The 18731-nt window shown below is 44.1% G+C and carries 17 protein-coding genes; 16 read left to right on the top strand and 1 reads right to left on the bottom strand.

Going from position 1 to position 18731, the window contains the following annotated elements; all coding sequences use genetic code 11:
- The first annotated feature begins 44 nt into the window (after window positions 1-44).
- Genes recO through acpS form a run of 3 tightly spaced genes read left to right on the top strand, consistent with a single transcriptional unit; the run spans window position 45 to window position 1872 of the window.
- Window positions 45-764, top strand: a complete 720-nt coding sequence (gene recO, locus OCU56_RS10670) for a DNA repair protein RecO (protein WP_261873202.1) — start codon at window positions 45-47, stop codon at window positions 762-764.
- Window positions 761-1492 (top strand): pyridoxine 5'-phosphate synthase, encoded by a 732-nt coding sequence (pdxJ, locus tag OCU56_RS10665; RefSeq protein WP_261873201.1) that lies wholly within the window; start codon window positions 761-763, stop codon window positions 1490-1492. The genes recO and pdxJ overlap by 4 nt, the downstream gene beginning before the upstream one ends.
- Entirely contained in the window at window positions 1492-1872 is a 381-nt protein-coding gene (acpS, locus tag OCU56_RS10660; RefSeq protein ID WP_261873200.1) for a holo-ACP synthase, read from the top strand. Before pdxJ ends, acpS begins: the two co-directional genes overlap by 1 nt.
- A 53-nt stretch (window positions 1873-1925) precedes the next feature.
- Here the strand turns inward: acpS and barA are convergent, their stop codons facing one another.
- A complete protein-coding gene (gene barA, locus OCU56_RS10655) occupies window positions 1926-4703 on the bottom strand; it encodes a two-component sensor histidine kinase BarA (RefSeq protein ID WP_261873199.1) in 2778 nt (925 codons plus the stop codon).
- A 175-nt stretch (window positions 4704-4878) separates the two neighbouring features.
- Here barA and rlmD point away from each other — a divergent pair, with 175 nt between their 5' ends.
- From rlmD to rpoS, 13 genes are all read left to right on the top strand, one after another.
- Window positions 4879-6192 (top strand): 23S rRNA (uracil(1939)-C(5))-methyltransferase RlmD, encoded by a 1314-nt coding sequence (gene rlmD, locus OCU56_RS10650; RefSeq protein WP_261873198.1) that lies wholly within the window; start codon window positions 4879-4881, stop codon window positions 6190-6192.
- 98 nt (window positions 6193-6290) lie between these two features.
- Window positions 6291-8513 (top strand): GTP diphosphokinase, encoded by a 2223-nt coding sequence (gene relA, locus OCU56_RS10645; protein ID WP_261873197.1) that lies wholly within the window; start codon window positions 6291-6293, stop codon window positions 8511-8513.
- A 59-nt stretch (window positions 8514-8572) separates the two neighbouring features.
- On the top strand, window positions 8573-9376 hold the full coding sequence (gene mazG / locus OCU56_RS10640; protein ID WP_261873196.1) for a nucleoside triphosphate pyrophosphohydrolase: 804 nt from the start codon (window positions 8573-8575) through the stop codon (window positions 9374-9376).
- A gap of 147 nt (window positions 9377-9523) precedes the next feature.
- The gene (locus OCU56_RS10635) at window positions 9524-11164 is read left to right on the top strand and encodes a CTP synthase (protein WP_261873195.1); all 1641 of its coding nucleotides are present in this window, start codon (window positions 9524-9526) and stop codon (window positions 11162-11164) included.
- Window positions 11165-11244: 80 nt separating this feature from the next.
- Window positions 11245-12543, top strand: a complete 1299-nt coding sequence (gene eno, locus OCU56_RS10630; RefSeq protein WP_261873194.1) for a phosphopyruvate hydratase — start codon at window positions 11245-11247, stop codon at window positions 12541-12543.
- A gap of 373 nt (window positions 12544-12916) precedes the next feature.
- Complete coding sequence (ftsB, locus tag OCU56_RS10625; protein ID WP_261873193.1) at window positions 12917-13192, top strand: cell division protein FtsB; 276 nt, start codon at window positions 12917-12919, stop codon at window positions 13190-13192.
- A 20-nt stretch (window positions 13193-13212) separates the two neighbouring features.
- Complete coding sequence (gene ispD, locus OCU56_RS10620) at window positions 13213-13905, top strand: 2-C-methyl-D-erythritol 4-phosphate cytidylyltransferase (protein ID WP_261873192.1); 693 nt, start codon at window positions 13213-13215, stop codon at window positions 13903-13905.
- 24 nt (window positions 13906-13929) lie between these two features.
- Complete coding sequence (gene ispF / locus OCU56_RS10615; protein ID WP_261873191.1) at window positions 13930-14409, top strand: 2-C-methyl-D-erythritol 2,4-cyclodiphosphate synthase; 480 nt, start codon at window positions 13930-13932, stop codon at window positions 14407-14409.
- A 16-nt stretch (window positions 14410-14425) separates the two neighbouring features.
- Complete coding sequence (truD, locus tag OCU56_RS10610; protein ID WP_261873190.1) at window positions 14426-15457, top strand: tRNA pseudouridine(13) synthase TruD; 1032 nt, start codon at window positions 14426-14428, stop codon at window positions 15455-15457.
- 12 nt (window positions 15458-15469) lie between these two features.
- A complete protein-coding gene (gene surE / locus OCU56_RS10605) occupies window positions 15470-16210 on the top strand; it encodes a 5'/3'-nucleotidase SurE (protein ID WP_261873189.1) in 741 nt (246 codons plus the stop codon).
- Between the two features lie 3 nt (window positions 16211-16213).
- On the top strand, window positions 16214-16840 hold the full coding sequence (locus OCU56_RS10600) for a protein-L-isoaspartate(D-aspartate) O-methyltransferase (RefSeq protein WP_261873188.1): 627 nt from the start codon (window positions 16214-16216) through the stop codon (window positions 16838-16840).
- Between the two features lie 4 nt (window positions 16841-16844).
- A complete protein-coding gene (locus OCU56_RS10595) occupies window positions 16845-17690 on the top strand; it encodes a peptidoglycan DD-metalloendopeptidase family protein (protein WP_261873187.1) in 846 nt (281 codons plus the stop codon).
- 50 nt (window positions 17691-17740) lie between these two features.
- Window positions 17741-18718, top strand: a complete 978-nt coding sequence (gene rpoS, locus OCU56_RS10590) for an RNA polymerase sigma factor RpoS (RefSeq protein ID WP_261873186.1) — start codon at window positions 17741-17743, stop codon at window positions 18716-18718.
- Window positions 18719-18731: the final 13 nt, after the last annotated feature.

Below are 18731 nucleotides of genomic sequence, written 5' to 3'. Positions count from 1 at the left end.
CTTAAAACTCCACTTTTAGTGGAGTTTTTTATCGCATCTAATATATGTCATTAATTGATGGGTTCCAGCGTTGTTTTATATTACACCGCCGCCCTTATACCGAATCGAGTTTGATTTTAGATGTCTTCTCTGAAGAGTTTGGTCGCCTGACCATTCTTAGTAAGGGAGGGCGAAGTAAGCGTTCCCCTTTAAAGGGGGCGTTGCAGTCGTTCACCCCATTATTACTAAAATGGTCGGGGGGAGGCTCAATGAAAACACTGCGCCAAGCAGAGCCCATCAGTTTGGGGTTGCCACTTACTGGGGTAAACCTTTATTCAGCCATGTATGTGAATGAAATACTCGCCCGCGTTATTGGCCATGAAATTCCTTATCCAGAGTTGTTCATTGATTATTTGCATGCGTTAACTGAACTCGCGCAAGCGGATAACCCAGAGCCTGCCTTGCGCCGATTTGAACTGGCGCTCTTGAATGCGTTAGGCTATGGGGTGGACTTTCTTCACTGTACAGGTACCGGAAAACCCGTGGAACCTGAGATGACATATCGCTATCGAGAGCAGCAAGGGTTTATCGCATCAGTACGAAAAGACAACTTAACTTTTAAGGGTGAAGAGCTCATAGCATTGAGTGAAAGGCGCTTTAGCTCAAAATTACAATTGAGCGCGGCAAAGCGCTTTACACGTATAGCATTAAAGCCTTATCTTGGCGGAAAACCATTAAAAAGTCGGGAGTTATTTATGCCCCGAACACGGAGTATCGGAAAATGAATCCAATTTTACTTGGGGTCAATATTGACCACATTGCTACCCTACGCAACGCTCGCGGAACTAAGTACCCAGATCCAGTGCATGCGGCTGATGTCGCTGAGCGAGCAGGGGCTGCGGGCATTACAGTTCACTTGCGTGAAGATCGTCGTCATATCAAAGATCGAGATGTGCGCATCTTGGCAGAAACCATCCAAACCCGCATGAACCTAGAAATGGCGGTCACCGATGAAATGGTGGAGATAGCTCTACAAACGAAGCCAGAGTTTGTGTGTTTAGTGCCTGAAAAACGTGAAGAGCTCACCACTGAAGGGGGGCTTGATGTTGTAGGCCAACTAGAAAAAATTAAAGCGGCTACCCACACGTTGAGTGAAGCGGGCATTAAAGTCTCTTTGTTTATCGATCCTAATCAAGCACAAATAGATGCATCTAAAGCTGCAGGTGCGCCATTTGTTGAGTTACATACTGGGCACTATGCGGATGCAACGACAGAAGAAGAGCAACAAAAAGAGTTGCAAGTGATAGCAAAAGCGGCGACCTATGCCTCACAGCAGGGCATTATTGTCAACGCTGGTCACGGTCTTACATACCACAACGTAGCAGCAGTGGCGGCACTACCTGAGATTTATGAGCTGAATATCGGTCACTCTATTATTGGTCGTGCGGCGTTTGAAGGTTTAGAAAAAGCGGTCGCTGATATGAAAGCCATCATGGAACAGGCGCGTAAATAATGCCGATTGTTGGCTTAGGTACGGATATTTCCGAGATTGAGCGCATAGAAAAAGCGCTCAATCGTAGTGGTGTTGCGTTTGCTGAGCGAATCTTGACTGAGACAGAAATGGCCACCTTTGAGCAAATGAAGCATAAAGCTAAGTTTTTGGCTAAACGCTTTGCTGCCAAAGAGGCCGCTTCTAAAGCGCTCGGCACGGGCATTGCTAATGGTGTGTCTTTTCAAGATTTTACCGTCACTAATGACAGTCGTGGGAAACCCGAGTTATTGTTAGCGGGCAAAGCTTTGGAAATATCTCGCCAACTGGGTGTGACCCATGTGCACTTGTCTATTTCAGATGAAAGGCACTACGCTGTCGCCACCGTAATTGTTGAGCGCTAACCTTTGCAGGAGAACGCTCAACCTTAAAGGTACAATTAACCTTAAAGGTACAATTAACCTTGCAGGTATAACCTTGCTGTGGTTTGTACCTTTTCCATCTCATCTTGCAACTCTAAAAGTTCCGGCTCTATATTCTCAATAGACTCCCCCGAACGTAGCATTTGCTCTAACTGGGCACAGGCTTTCTTCAATTTAGGCACACCACAATAGCTACTGCTGCCATGCAACTTATGAATGTGATGAATTAACTCATCTCTAGATAGGGGATGTTCATCTATCGCTTGTTCAACGACGTGATTAACTTCAGGTATGTAATCAATCAGCATCTGTAGCATCTCTTTAGCGAGATCTTCTTTATTTGCCGACTGAGCTAAAGCTGAGCGCCAATCTATGATGACGTCATTATTGGAATCTGTCGTTGAGGGGGTGTCTTGGGTTGGTACGGGTGTCGTTAGTAATAGCGATGACTGTGCAGGGTCTCCTCCCCAGTGGTTGAGCAGTTTAAGCAGTACCTGCTCTTCTATTGGCTTGGTAAGGTAATCATCCATCCCCGCGTTTAGCAAGCGGTCTCTTTCGCCACTCATGGCGTGTGCTGTCACTGCGATAATAGGCGTGTCTTTATTGATGTCTGTTTGTTTGATGCTTTCACAAGCCATAACGCCGTCCATTCCTGGCATTTGAATATCCATCAGTATCAGATCAAACTTATTGTGAGTGGCTTCATCTACGGCACTTTGACCATTGACGCATGTGACGACGGAATCGACATGTTCATTTAGTAGGGCGGCAATCAGTTTTAGGTTGGCAGGATTATCATCTACCGCCATTACTTTCAGTGGCAATTTATCCAGCAGTATTGGCGCAGGTTTGTCATAAATAGGCTCATGACTCTCTTGACCTCTTAACATGGCTTGCATGATTTTAGTGCGAGTCAGAGGCTTGATGATGCAAGAGACTTCATACTGAGCGATCAAGGTTTCCGACAGTGCCAGCTGATTGCTAGGTAGGCCAATAATAATATTAGGGCAGACGACCTTAGCTTGATAGATAAAGTCCACCAACTCGGTTTCTCCCATGATCTCATTAACCGGAACGTTGTAGATTATATAGTCATGAGGGGTAATGTTTTCTGGTAGAGCCGAGCGGTATTGGGTGACCACGCCTTCTTGAGATAACAACTGCTGTAAAACATTAGCCGCTTGTAAATTTTGCTCCACCAATAGCACTTCTTTACCGCGAATAGAGGCAAGATCAATTTGTTCTAATGGCAGGTCAGTGGTATTTAAGCGAATGGTAAACCAGAAGGTAGAACCTTGATGCAAACGACTGGTTAAGCTGATCTCTCCCCCCATTTGGCGCACCAATTTTTGAGTGATAACCAGTCCTAGACCTGTGCCTCCATAACGACGGGAAATGCTGGCGTCAGCTTGACTGAAGGCTTGGAATAATTGTGCTTGTTGACGCTCTGAGATACCGATGCCGGTATCTTTTACCATAAACTGGATCTCAATTTGGTCTTCTTTTTGGGTGCGCAGTTCAATGCTGACATCGATATTGCCACGGTCAGTAAATTTTATCGCATTACCTACCAAGTTAGTCAGAACTTGTTGAATTCTTAATGAGTCGCCCACCACACCTGGTGGAATTTTAGGGTCAATTTTTAGTGTGAGCTCTAACCCTTTCTCATGGGCACTTGGTGCTTGTAAGTTAACGACCTCTTCAAGGGATTCTTGGAAATCAAATGGAATATTTTCCAGAAGCAGTTTGCCCGCTTCAAGTTTCGAGAAGTCTAAAATGTCATTAATAATGCTGAGTAAATTATTTGCAGAACGCTCAATAGTTTGTAGATAATCCGTTTGGCTATGGGATAAATTGGTTTTGAGCATTTGACGGGTAAAGCCAATGACACCATTGAGCGGGGTTCTTAGCTCATGGGACATATTGGCCAAAAATTCCGATTTTACTCTGGCCGCTTCTTGGGCACGTTTTTTGGCAATGTCTAATTCAACGTTTTGAATTTCTAACTGTTCTAGGGTTTCACGGAGATCGGAAGTGGCTTGATCTATGCTGTGTTGCATTTCTATATGGTATTCAGATAACGACATGGCCATGGCGTTAATACCATTTTTCAATGAGTTAAGCTCACCGTGCATTTTACCTTCGATCCGCACATCCAGTTGTCCCCGCCGGATGCGGTCCACGCTATTTTTTAAGTGAGTAATTGGCGCGGTAATATCTTGCATTAGCCGATAAGCAAAAAAGGCCGATAAACCCACCCCTAAAAACATCACAATAAGAGCCACAACGATCTCTTGATACTGTTGCAGTCTCAGGCTGGAGAGATCTAATTCGATGGCGATATAACCCAGTACACGGTCACTTTCTTTGGAGTCCGCTTGCGGGGCAACAAATTGCGCTTCGGCAATAATGGGCGTTCTAATGATTAACTTGGTATCCACCAACTCCGCCACACTGTGCAAAGGGATAGGTTGCGACTTGGGAAACATTAAGCTTTGGAAGTTAGGGTGGAAGTTTGAAGTAACAAATAATTCGTGATTAGCATCGAATACTGCGATACTTCGCACCACATCCGACCGTTTTCTGTGGCTATAGCTAATCAGTCTTCTCTCGGCTTCGCGATTTTGTTGTAACATAGCGAATTCACTGGCAATAGCCAATGGCTCAACAATGTTGGTCCCTGCAGTAATTAACTGTGCTTCTAAGTCGTTATAACGATTAGAGGTGAAAAATACACTCAATAGCATGCCAACGATCAGCGTTGGGGCTAGAGTCAGTGTTATTACGCGGGCGCGAAGTCCATATCTTGTCATGTTTAATTAATATGCCGGATGTGGAAAAATAAGCCTCAATAGGCTTTCGAATTTTCTAAACTTGAACCTAAGTTTAAAGCATTGACATTAAAATTGCTTCTCAAGAACCAAGTTGGGCTGAAAACTAAGTCAAAATCTTGATACATGACAGTTAAACACGATTAGGCACACTGCAATGGCTAACTTTTATAAACCGAAAAAAAACAGTAATCACAGTCAAAAACATCTCAGTGTTTTGATTGAAAAATATGACTACCAGGGGGCTGGAATGGCCTTTAGTCAAGGAAAGCCAGTATTTGTTCCCGGTGCGCTCATTGGCGAGCAAGTGGTGTGCCAACCCATAGAGAGTAAGTCCAAATACATTCGCGCAAAAATGGTCAAACTGCTGAATGCCAGTGAAGACCGCGTGCCCCCTTTTTGCGAAAAATTTGCCCAGTGTGGTGGTTGCTCTTTGCAGCACATGCCATATCAGCAACAGCTAGAAGTAAAACAACAAGCGTTTCGTAAAGTTATGGCTAAGGTTGCTCCTGAGCAAGAATTAGCCGCGCCAATTGTCGCTGAACCGACCCATTATCGTCGTCGTGCCCGTATTAGCTTGTTGTGGGATAGCAAAAAGAGTCAGTTGCAGTTTGGTTTTAGGGAAGGTCAAAGTAAAAATATCGTCACGGTTGAGACTTGCCCAGTCATGGCAAAACCGTTAGCGCACATGATGCCCGCTATAAAAAGGTTACTGGAAGGTTTTTCACAACCCCAAATATTGGGGCATTTAGAGTTAGTGGAAGCGGATAACACCAGTGTCATCTTGCTTCGCACCAGTGCTGAATTAAGAAATAAAGACCGTCAGGCGCTGGTGGATTTTGCTCAGCAGCATAATTGCACTTTGTACCTACATCAAGGGCAGCAAATGGCTCAAAAACTGTGTGGAGACTCTCCTGTATGTAATGAGTCTGGATTTTCTTTGGATTTTTTACCGTCCGATTTCGTTCAAGTGAACCGCAGTGTAAACCAGCAAATGGTGCAACAAGCGCTAGACTGGCTAGATGTGCAAACCAATGAGCGAGTGCTGGACTTGTTTAGTGGTATAGGTAACTTCACTTTCCCATTAAGCGTTAAAGCGTCTGCGGTTATTGGTATTGAAGGGGTCGATGATATGGTTGCTCGAGCCAATGAAAACGCACGCTCACTTGCCATTACTCATGCTAAATTTTATCAGGCTAACCTTGCGCAATTAACAGGGGATGAAGAGTGGGCGGCAGAACGTTTTGATAAGATCTTACTGGATCCGGCTAGGGCTGGGGCGGCCGGTATAGTTGAGTCACTATCACAGTTTGCTGCCACTGGCATTGTATACGTTTCTTGTAACCCAGCCACTTTAGCAAGAGACAGTGAAATCTTGTTAGCGCAAGGGTATAAAGTGGTCAAAATGAAGGTTCTGGACATGTTTCCGCATACAGGACATTTAGAATCTATGGTGTTATTTGAAAAATAGCGCAAATTTAAAAAATTTGCTGAACAGCCTAATTTGGCAAAGGTATACTGGGATAAGAATAGTACCAGAGTGAAAAATTAGTTATTTAGGGAATAAATATGGTTGCGGTACGCAGTGCGCATATAAAAAAGGACGAAGAATTTAACCTCGATGGTTGGATAGAAAGCCTGCAGCAAGGACAGAAAACCGAGAACAAGCTACGCAAGTTATACCTTGATTGCGAGCAGATGCTCGCTAACCACGAACAGAAAGAATTACTGTTGTGGCGTGGTCGCGAAATGATCGAAATATTAACCACGCTCTCTATGGATAGAGCCACATTACTGGCGGCTCAATTATTTCCTGTAGTTTCCAGTGGTCTGTTTGATACTGAAGTGCTCGCTGAGCGTTACGGTCAAGAGATGATGAAACTGATCGAAGGAGTGGAAGAGATGGCGGCCATTGGTCAGCTAAACACCTCCCTAGAAAATAGCAGTGCCTCGTCTCAGGTGGATAACGTAAGACGTATGTTGTTGGCCATGGTGGATGACTTTCGCTGCGTGGTCATCAAGCTTGCGGAACGTATTTGCAACCTGCGTGAAGTAAAAAATGCTCCTGATGAAGTGCGTCAATCGGTGGCCAAAGAGTGCGCTAATATATACGCACCTTTGGCAAACCGTTTAGGTATTGGCCAGCTTAAGTGGGAAATAGAAGATTATGCATTCCGTTATCAAAACCCAACGACCTACAAAAAAATTGCCAAACAACTGGCTGAACGCCGTATCGATCGCGAGCACTATATCGATGAGTTTGTAGCCGATCTAAAAGCTGAAATGAAACTCACTAATATCAACGCTGAAGTGAGTGGTCGCCCTAAGCATATCTTTAGCATTTGGCGAAAAATGCAAAAGAAAAAACTGGCGTTTGATGAACTGTTCGATGTGCGCGCAGTGCGCATTATCGCTGAAGAGTTACAAGACTGTTATGCCTCTTTAGGTATTGTACACACCAAATATAAACACCTGCCTAGCGAATTTGATGACTATGTGGCGAACCCTAAGCCCAATGGTTATCAATCTATCCATACAGTGGTACTAGGGCCGGAAGGCAAAACCATTGAGATCCAAATTCGTACTAAGCAGATGCATGAAGACTCGGAGTTGGGTGTAGCCGCGCACTGGAAATACAAAGAGGGCGCTTCGGGTGGTCGCAGTGGCTATGATGAGAAAATCACTTGGCTACGTAAACTGCTTGATTGGCAAGAAGAGATGTCAGATTCTGGCGAAATGCTCGACGAATTGCGCTCGCAAGTATTTGATGACCGCGTGTATGCTTTTACTCCTCGCGGCGATGTGGTTGATCTCCCTATGGGGGCTACGCCATTAGATTTTGCCTATCACATCCACTCTGAAGTGGGGCATCGTTGTATTGGAACTAAGGTCGGAGGACGTATTGTTCCGTTTACCCATCAGTTAGAGATGGGAGATCAGGTCGAGATTATCACGCAAAAAGAGCCTAACCCATCACGAGATTGGTTGAACCCGTCTCTTGGTTTTGTTCACTCAAGTCGTGCTCGAGCTAAGATCAATGCTTGGTTTAGGAAACAAAGTCGCGAAAAAAATATTGATGCAGGTAAAGATATTCTGGAAGGGGAGTTAGCTAAAATTGGCGCTCACCTTAAAGATGCAGATCGCTATGCATTGAAGCGTTTTAATGTAAACAGTGCCGATGAGTTGTACGCAGGGATTGGCAGTGGCGATTTACGGATTAACCAAGTGGTTAATCATATTAATGCTTTAGTTAATAAACCTACAGCTGAAGAGGAAGATAAACAGGTTCTTGCCAAGCTGAAAAGCGCGGACTCTGTTGCCCCACTTGCCAGTAAACCTCATAAAGATGCGGTAGTGGTAGAAGGGGTGGATAACCTGATGACTCACCTAGCACGTTGTTGTCAGCCTATTCCTGGTGATCAAATTAGCGGTTACATCACTCAAGGGCGAGGTATCTCTGTGCACCGCAGTGATTGTGACCAGTTGAACGAATTAAGACTGCACGCCGCTGAACGTATTATTGATACGGTTTGGGGAAGTGGATTTGTCGGTTCGTTTATTTTGACCTTGCGCGTTGAAGCATTGGAACGTACTGGTCTGCTGAAAGACATTACTACTTTAATCACCAACGAAAAACTAAAAGTAGCCAGTATGCGCTCTCGCATGGACTACAAGCGTCAAATGGTGGTTATGGATTTAGATATTCAGGTAACTAATGTGGAAATTAGCTCCAGAGTACAATCTCGAATTGAACAGATAAAAGATGTAATATCAGTGAAACGCCTCGGTTAACTTAATCAAATAAGGCCCCTGATTAGGGGCTTTTTTTTACACAAAATATTGGGAAATGTATGTCATCGCCAAATTCTATTGAACAATTACTCTCCATAATGGCAACCTTACGTGACCCTGAAACAGGCTGTCCATGGGATAAAAAGCAGACTTTTGACACCATAGTGCCCCATACCATTGAAGAAACATATGAAGTGGTAGATGCCATTCACAACAAAGATTGGCATAACCTAAAAGAAGAGTTAGGGGATTTATTGTTTCAAGTTGTGTTCTACTCGCAGATAGCCAAAGAACAGCAATTATTCGAGTTTGATGATGTTGTAGCCGTTTTAAATGAAAAACTCACTCGTCGTCACCCACATGTCTTTTCCGATGCCATTTTTGCTAATGAGCAACAAATAGACGACAATTGGCAGGCGGAAAAAGCAAAAGAGAAAGCTCGTTTAGGCAGTGTTGAAAAAAGTATTCTAGACTCTGTACCTAAGTCATTACCAGCATTGAGTCGCGCCAATAAAATTCAAAAGCGTTGTGCTCAGCATGGTTTTGATTGGGATACCCTAGGACCTGTTGTTGATAAGGTTCATGAAGAGGTACAAGAAGTACTTGATGAAGCATTACAAGTGAATGTTGAGCAACATAAAGTTGAAGATGAGCTTGGCGATCTGTTGTTTGCAACAGTGAATTTAGTAAGGCACTTAAAGTGCAATCCAGAAGTGGCTTTGGCTAAAGCTAATAATAAATTTGAACGCCGCTTTAGAGCGGTAGAAGAAAAGGTGTTACAGCAAGGAAAATCATTGGATGAGTGTGACCTTGACTACTTGGATTCACTTTGGGATTTAGTTAAACAAGATGAGCGGAAGTGACATTCCATATGTTGAGTTGACGTAAAGCAACAAATAAAAAAAAGACATGTGATAAGTTTCACGTTGTGGCGTTAAAAAGCTTCTGGTATATTTGCATCCCGTCTAGAAGCTATCCATTTCCCTCATTCAACCAATTTCAGGTTAAACATGACGACAAACTACATTTTTGTTACTGGCGGGGTTGTTTCCTCACTCGGTAAAGGTATTGCAGCAGCATCACTTGCTGCTATTTTAGAAGCTCGTGGCCTTAAAGTGACCATGATGAAGCTTGACCCTTACATCAACATTGACCCTGGGACGATGAGTCCAACTCAACATGGTGAAGTGTTTGTCACGGAAGATGGCGCTGAAACTGACCTTGACCTTGGTCACTACGAAAGATTTATTCGTACCAAGATGACAAAGCGTAACAACTTTACAGCGGGACGTGTTTACTCAGAAGTTTTAGCAGCAGAGCGTCGAGGCGACTACTTAGGGGCAACAATTCAGGTTATCCCTCACATCACTAACGCAATCAAAGACCGCGTCATTGCCGGTTCTAAAGGCCATGAAGTGGCTATTGTTGAAGTGGGTGGTACTGTTGGTGATATCGAATCTTTACCATTTATGGAAGCGATTCGTCAGTTAGCGGTTGAATTAGGCCGTGAACGCGCTATGTTCATGCACTTAACATTGGTTCCTTACCTAGCGGCGGCAGGTGAAGTGAAAACCAAACCAACTCAGCATTCAGTAAAAGAATTGCTTTCGATTGGTATTCAACCAGATATTCTTGTTTGCCGTAGTGACCGTATGGTTCCTGCAAACGAGCGTAAGAAAATTGCTCTGTTCTGTAATGTACAAGAACAAGCGGTTATCTCTATGAAAGACGTAGATTCAATCTACAAGATACCTCAACTTATTAAGTCTCAAGGTCTTGATGATCTTGTTTGTACTCGTTTTGGCATTAAAGCTCCAGAAGCCAACTTGTCAGAGTGGGAACAGGTAATTTATGAAGAAGCGAACCCTATTGGTGAAGTCACCATCGGTATGGTTGGTAAATACATTGAACTGCCTGATGCTTATAAGTCAGTGAACGAAGCATTAAAACATGCAGGGTTGAAAAACCGCTTAAATGTCCACATTCAATATGTAGACTCTGAGCATGTTGAGACTAAGGGTGAAGAAGCTCTAGTTGGCCTAGATGCTATTCTTGTTCCTGGTGGTTTTGGTGATCGAGGTGTTGAAGGTAAGATTCGCGCGGCACAATACGCTCGTGAGAATAACATCCCATACCTTGGTATTTGTTTAGGTATGCAAGTAGCGTTAATTGAGTTTGCTCGAAACGTAGCTAACCTAGCGGATGCGAATTCAACAGAATTTAACAAAGACACCACTCATCCTGTGGTAGGCTTGATTACCGAGTGGGTTGATAGCGAAGGTAAAGTTGAAGAACGTACCGAAGCATCTAACCTAGGTGGTACCATGCGTCTTGGTTCACAGCTGTGTCACTTAGAGAAAGGTACTAAAGCGTATGAGCTTTACGGTAGCGCGAAGATTCATGAGCGTCATCGTCACCGTTATGAAGTGAACAACAATTTACGTCCGTTGATTGAAAAAGCTGGTCTTAAAGTATCAGGCTTGTCAGCAGACAAAAAATTGGTGGAAGTTATCGAGAACCCAGCACACCCATGGTTTGTTGCGGCTCAGTTCCACCCAGAATTTACATCGACACCTCGTGATGGGCATCCATTGTTTGCAGGTTTCGTTAAAGCTGCTGGTCAATATCAGCGCGGTGAATTCGAAAAGTAAAAGAATGCAGGGGTGTTGAGCGGAGAATTATTACTACACCCCTTTAAATTGACATTTTTTGATTATAAGAGGAAATATTAATGTCTAAGATCGTTAAAGTTCTAGGTCGTGAAATCATCGACTCACGTGGTAACCCAACTGTTGAAGCTGAAGTACACCTAGAAGGCGGTTTCGTAGGTATGGCGGCAGCTCCATCTGGCGCATCTACTGGTTCTCGTGAAGCTCTTGAGCTACGTGACGGTGACAAGTCTCGTTTCCTAGGTAAAGGCGTACTTAAAGCACTTGCTGCTGTAAACGGCGACATCGCTGCTGCTCTTACTGGTAAAGATGCAAAAGACCAAGCTGCTATCGACCAAGTTATGATCGACCTAGACGGTACTGAAAACAAGTCTAAGTTTGGTGCTAACGCAATCCTTGCAGTATCTCTTGCTAACGCAAAAGCGGCAGCTGCTGCTAAAGGCATGCCTTTGTTCGAGCACATTGCTGAACTAAACGGCACTCCAGGCGTATTCTCTATGCCTCTACCAATGATGAACATCATCAACGGTGGTGAGCACGCTGATAACAACGTTGATATCCAAGAGTTCATGATTCAACCTGTTGGCGCGAAAAGCCTAAAAGAAGCACTACGTATCGGTGCTGAAGTATTCCACAACCTAGCTAAAGTTCTTAAGTCTAAAGGCATGAGCACTGCAGTGGGTGATGAAGGTGGTTTTGCTCCAAACCTTGAGTCTAACGCTGCTGCACTCGCTGCAATCAAAGAAGCGGTAGAGCTTGCAGGTTACGAGCTAGGCAAAGACGTTACTCTTGCGATGGACTGTGCAGCTTCTGAGTTCTTCGACAAAGAAACTGGCAAGTACAACATGAAAGGCGAAGGCAAAATCTTCACTTCTGAAGAATTTAACTTCTACCTACAAGATCTTGCTAACCAATACCCAATCGTTTCTATCGAAGATGGTCTTGACGAGTCTGATTGGGCTGGCTTCAAGCACCAAACAGAACTACTAGGTGACAAGCTTCAACTAGTCGGTGACGATCTATTCGTTACAAACACTAAGATCCTTGAGCGCGGTATCAAAGAAGGTATCACTAACTCAATCCTAATCAAGTTCAACCAAATCGGTTCACTTACAGAGACTCTAGCTGCAATCAAGATGGCTAAAGATGCTGGTTTCACAGCAGTTATCTCTCACCGTTCTGGCGAAACTGAAGATGCAACTATCGCTGATCTAGCGGTAGGTACTGCTGCAGGTCAAATCAAAACAGGTTCTATGAGCCGTTCTGACCGTGTTGCTAAGTACAACCAACTTATCCGTATCGAAGAAGCACTAGGCGAACGTGCTCCTTTCAACGGTCTAAAAGAAGTTAAAGGTCAATAATCATTCGTATTTGCTGGTAAAGCAGCAACGACCATGATTGATTCGCTTAAAGCACCTCGTTTATACGAGGTGTTTTTTTTTGGATTTCTGCTGTCATTAAGCTAGATGCGTGTCGTCAATTAACTGAATATGTTATAAAGATGAATTATCCAAGGGTAATATCAATCACAGTAAGTAAAAGATCAGCTATAGCGCAGTACAACGTGTGGTAACAAGAGGGATTTTTTGATAAGTAGCCATCCTACAATCAAAAATTTCAACGCAGTTATCAAATGTGGTTACCCGCTACAATGACTTATGACTGACTAGGGTTGGTATCGTTGTGTTTCAAGGTCTAAGACCTAAACCTTGGTGATTAAAGAAGGATATTATCGTGCGTGTATTTTCCATATTGCTGTTGGCTTTGCTGATATTTATGCAGGCAACGTTGTGGATCGGCAAAAATGGTATTAATGATTATCGCCATGTAAAAGATGAAGTTGCCATTCAAAGTTCTGTGAATGCAGAACTGCGTAAACGCAATGATGAAATGTTTGCTGAAATTGATGACCTAAAACAAGGTCTGGATGCCATTGAAGAACGAGCGCGTCATGAGCTTGGAATGGTGAAAAAGGACGAGACATTTTATCGTATAATCGACACTGACTAAATCTATCATTGGTTTTCAATTTGAATAAATATATTGCTATTGTGCCTGCCGCTGGAGTCGGTAGTCGAATGCAGGCAGATAGACCCAAGCAGTACCTCATGCTGCATGGCAAAACGATCCTAGAACATACGCTCGAAAAATTATTGTCACACCCTGCAATATCCGAGGTGGTGGTGGCAATTAGCGATAATGATGGGTATTTTTCTGACACATCTCTGGCCAATCACCCGTTAGTCACCCGAGTGTCTGGTGGTAAAGAGCGCAGTGATTCGGTATTAAACGCATTAAACCACCTCACCCAACAAGGTTATCAAGACTGGGTATTGGTACATGACGCCGCAAGACCGAATGTGACTCATCAAAATATTAGTACACTTATTGAGTGTGGCTCCCAGCATCCCGTGGGGGCGATTTTAGCCGCAAAGGTACGAGATACCATGAAGCGCGCCTCAAGTAACGATGAGATAAGTGGTACGGTCGATAGAGTCAATCTGTGGCACGCACTCACACCACAAATGTTCCGTTGCCAAGAATTACAACATGCACTGCTTAGCGCATTACAAGCGCAGCAACCCGTGACCGATGAAGCCTCCTGTATGGAACTGATGGGATTATCCCCCTTACTGGTTGAAGGGCGGGCCGACAACCTAAAAGTGACTCAACCTGAAGATTTAGCGGTGGCTGAATTTTATTTAACACCTAAGACGATTTAACCCTATTACTAATTAGGAGTGACTATGATCCGCATTGGACATGGCTTTGATGTACATAAATTTGCTGGCGAAGGGCCTGTGATTATTGGTGGTGTCGCCATCCCTTATGAACAAGGGTTACTTGCTCACTCTGATGGTGATGTGGCTTTACATGCCGTTTGTGATGCCTTACTTGGGGCGATTGCCGCTGGAGATATTGGCCATCATTTTCCAGATACGGATGAAAAATGGAAGGGAGCGAATAGCCGTGAACTTCTGAAAGATGTGTATCGCCGTGTTCAACAGCAGGGTTATGTATTAGGTAACTTGGATGTGACTATCATGGCGCAAGCTCCTAAAATGGCCCCTTATATTCAAGGCATGCGTGAGGCGATAGCTCAAGATCTCCAAACCGAGCTTAGTAACGTGAACGTCAAGGCCACCACTACAGAGCGTCTGGGTTTTACCGGGCGCAAAGAAGGAATTGCGGCAGAAGCCGTGGTTCTGATCCAACCTATTAACTAGAGGCGCACTCCATATTATGAGTGACATATTATCAAACCTTGCGTATTTGCACGGCAAGCCAGTAGCAAAAGCAAAGTTAAAGGCAAAAGCACAACACTTTGTTGTAAAAGAAGATCTTGGATTTGAATTTTCCGGAAACGGTGAACACGTCATGTTGCGCGTACGTAAAACTGGGGAGAACACCAGTTTTGTTGCCAATGAATTAGCTAAATTTTGTGGCGTGAAGTCAAAAGATGTCAGCTGGGCCGGCTTAAAAGATCGACACGCAGTGACTGAGCAGTGGTTAAGTGTGCAACTGCCAAAAAGTGATGATATTGATTTTTCTCTATTTAGCAAAAAGCACCCTAGCGTTGAGATTCTTGATATTGCTAGACACAGCAAAAAGCTTCGCCCTGGAGATCTAAAAGGTAACTTTTTTGAACTGACCTTAAGTGAAGTAAGCGATGTGGCTGCAGTAGAAGAACGCTTGCAAGCTATCGCCAATCAAGGTGTGCCTAATTACTTTGGAGCACAACGCTTTGGCAATAAGGGCAATAATCTTGATGAAGCGCGTCGTTGGGGACGAGATAATGTTCGTACTCGCAACCAAAACAAACGCAGCTTATATCTATCCACTGCGCGTTCATGGATTTTCAATCAAATTGTTTCTGCACGCTTACAGCAACAGTGTTTTGATTGTGCGCTACTCGGTGATGTAGTGTTAACTGAACATGGTGAGGTGAAAGTAGATCAACAGATGCTAGACGATAGCACCCCGTTTACCGCAATCACCGCAGCGTTAGCAGGAGATAATGCTCTTCCTACATTGGATAAAGCATTGCAGCTTGAGCAAGTGGCCGTAGATGCTGAACCCGATTTAATGGCTCTGATCCGTGGTAACCGTATGCGTCATGATCGCCGAATCATTAAATTGATCCCAGAACAACTGAGCTGGAGTAGCACTAACGATGAAGTACTCGTTAAATTTTGGCTCGACTCTGGCTGTTTCGCTACATCAATAATGCGTGAAGTGATTGAAGAAATCCCTTTTGAACGCACCTTTGATTAAGGCGTCGAGTTAATGAAAATTCTGATTAGTAATGACGATGGCGTGCACGCTGAAGGCATTCAAACCCTAGCTCAAGAGCTGCAAGACATTGCGCAAATTGTGATTGTTGCGCCAGATAGAAACCGCAGTGGGGCATCCAACTCATTGACATTAGAAAACCCGCTTAGAGTCAATGAAATTGCCAATAATGTCTATTCTGTACAGGGAACGCCAACCGATTGTGTTCATTTTGCATTAAATGAATTAATGAAGGATGACTACCCGGATTTAGTACTCAGTGGGATTAACCATGGGGCTAATTTAGGTGATGACGTGCTGTATTCTGGTACTGTGGCTGCGGCTATGGAAGGTCACTTTCTTGGTGTGCAGTCCATAGCTTTGTCTTTAGTGGGTCATACTCATTTTAAAACCGCCGCTAAAATTGCACGTCAATTAGTTGAGCAGCATTTAGTGAATCCTATTCCGACGAATCGCTTATTGAATGTTAATGTTCCCGATGTTGCATGGCAAGATTTGGCGGAGTTTGCAGTGACACGACTTGGCGCAAGACACCATGCAGAGAATATGATCAAACAGCTCGATCCTCGCGGTAAACAGCTGTACTGGTTAGGGCCTCCAGGTAAAGAGCAAGATGCTGGCGAAGGGACAGATTTCCATGCCCTTGAGCAAAAGAAAGTGTCGATCACACCATTGCAGGTGGATCTTACCGCACATGAATCACTACCTAGTATGAATCAGTGGTTGAAAGGATAAGTAATGGGACATTATCAAGCTCAACGATTGTCTGAACACCTGATGCAATTAGGCATTAGTGATTCCGCAGTGTTGAAGGCGATGGCGAACTTACCTAGAGAGCTCTTTCTTTCTGAAGCGATGCGCCATCAAGCTTATGATAATAATGCCCTTCCTATAGGGCAGGGTCAGACGATCTCTCAACCTTATATTGTGGCTCGGATGACCGAGCTTTTACAGCTCGAGGCCACGTCAAAAGTTTTAGAGGTGGGAACGGGCTCGGGGTATCAAACAGCAGTGTTGTCGCAGCTGGTGGAAAGAGTCTACACCATTGAACGAATCAAGACCTTGCAATGGGATGCTAAGCGACGCCTGTCTAAACTTGAAATGTACAATGTGTCATCAAAATATGGTGACGGTTGGAAAGGGTGGGCAGCACATGCTCCATTTGACGCTATTATAGTAACAGCGGCCGCCGCCGAGGTCCCGTTCGCTCTTGTGGAACAATTAGCCATCAATGGCCGGTTAATTATTCCCATAGGAGAGACGAACCAACAGCTGCTAAAAATCGTAAAACTCCCGTCAGGGATTCAGTCTGAAGTTATTGAAAATGTTAGGTTTGTACCTTTGGTTCAGGGAGAACTTGCTTAGGTTTATGGATAAGATTTTACGCTTTGTTATTTGTTCGCTTTTTGTGGCTGCCATAGCGGGTTGCGCCCCAAGTGGGTTATCCGTTAATCATGGTGACTATAAAGCAAAAGATCGCGGTAGTTATCGTGGTAGTTACTATACCGTGAGAAAAGGGGATACTCTTTACTACATCGCTTATGTAACGGACCGCGATGTGAATGGGCTGATTCGTTTTAACAATCTAAAATCCCCTTACACTTTACGTATCGGTCAACGTATTAAGTTATGGCATCCTGAATACCATTACAGCAACCCAAACTACCTGTCGAGCAAGGGTACAACGCCAGCAAAGAGTCGGGTTTCTAAACAAAATACAGCGCCAACTTCGACAAATACCCAAAAAACTGCTAGCGCAAAGGTTGATCAGCCATCAACAAAAGAGTATGTTGGGGTTAAACAACCTGTTAACAAGAGTGTAACATCGCCATCTTTGACCTCTAACGTCATTTCATCATGGAAATGGCCAACAGATGGAAGAGTGATCAGTAAGTTCTCATTTGGAGAAAAAGGTAATAAAGGGATCGACATCGCAGGTCAACGCGGTCAACCAGTGATCTCTACCGCCAAAGGAAGCGTAGTTTACTCAGGTAGTGCACTACGTGGTTATGGCAAACTCATTATCGTGAAACATAATGACGAATACCTTAGTGCATATGCTCATAATGATAAGTTGTTAGTCCATGAAGGGCAGCAAGTATCTGCTGGGCAAAAAATTGCCACTATGGGAAGTTCAGGTACAAGTGGTGTGAAGCTGCACTTTGAAATTAGGTATCAAGGAAAATCCGTTAACCCGGAGAGATATTTACCCTAACTTTTGGCACTGACTTAATAGTGTCGATATGTTGAGCCATTGGAGGCACTATGAGTCTGGATAACACAGCAGTAAAAGTAGAAGATTTAGTAGAAGAAAAACCAACGGCTGACGTTGAAGCAACAGGCATTGTTGAGCCAGTGGAGCAAACATCCGCAAAAGAGGAGTTTGATGCATCGGCCAAAAACTTAGATGCGACTCAGCTCTATCTTGGTGAAATTGGTTTTTCCCCTTTGCTTACCGCAGAGGAAGAAGTGCTTTATGCTAGACGAGCTCTGCGTGGTGATGAGGCCGCTCGCAAACGTATGATTGAAAGTAACCTGCGTCTAGTGGTTAAAATATCCCGTCGTTATAGCAACCGTGGCTTGGCTCTGCTCGATCTGATTGAGGAAGGTAACCTTGGGCTCATTCGAGCGGTAGAAAAATTCGATCCTGAGCGTGGTTTTCGTTTCTCTACTTACGCCACTTGGTGGATTCGTCAAACTATCGAACGCGCCTTAATGAACCAAACCCGCACCATTCGCTTGCCTATTCATGTGGTTAAAGAGCTGAATATTTATCTGCGTACTGCTCGTGAGCTGTCGCAAAAACTGGATCACGAACCCACAGCGGAAGAAATTGCCCAACAACTGGATAAGCCGGTTGACGATGTTAGTAAGATGCTTCGTTTAAATGAGCGAGTCAGCTCGGTTGATACCCCTATCGGCGGTGATGGCGACAAAGCACTATTGGATATTATCCCTGATATTAATAACTCCGACCCAGAAGTATCCACTCAAGACGACGATATTAAGCACTCACTAATTGATTGGCTAGATGAGCTCAATCCAAAACAAAAAGAAGTCCTTGCCCGTCGTTTTGGTTTGCTAGGTTATGAGCCATCCACGTTAGAAGAAGTGGGACGAGAAATAAGCCTGACACGAGAGCGTGTTCGTCAGATCCAAGTGGAAGGATTACGCCGACTTAGAGAGATCCTCCTAAAACAAGGCTTGAACATGGAATCCCTGTTCAACGTTGAGAACGATTAATTCACTCAACATC

This window comes from Vibrio rarus, from assembly GCF_024347075.1.
In the GTDB taxonomy this organism is placed as follows: Bacteria; Pseudomonadota; Gammaproteobacteria; order Enterobacterales; family Vibrionaceae; genus Vibrio; species Vibrio rarus.
The sequence above is the reverse complement of the archived record's forward strand: the minus strand, read 5'-3'. Positions and strand labels throughout refer to the sequence as shown.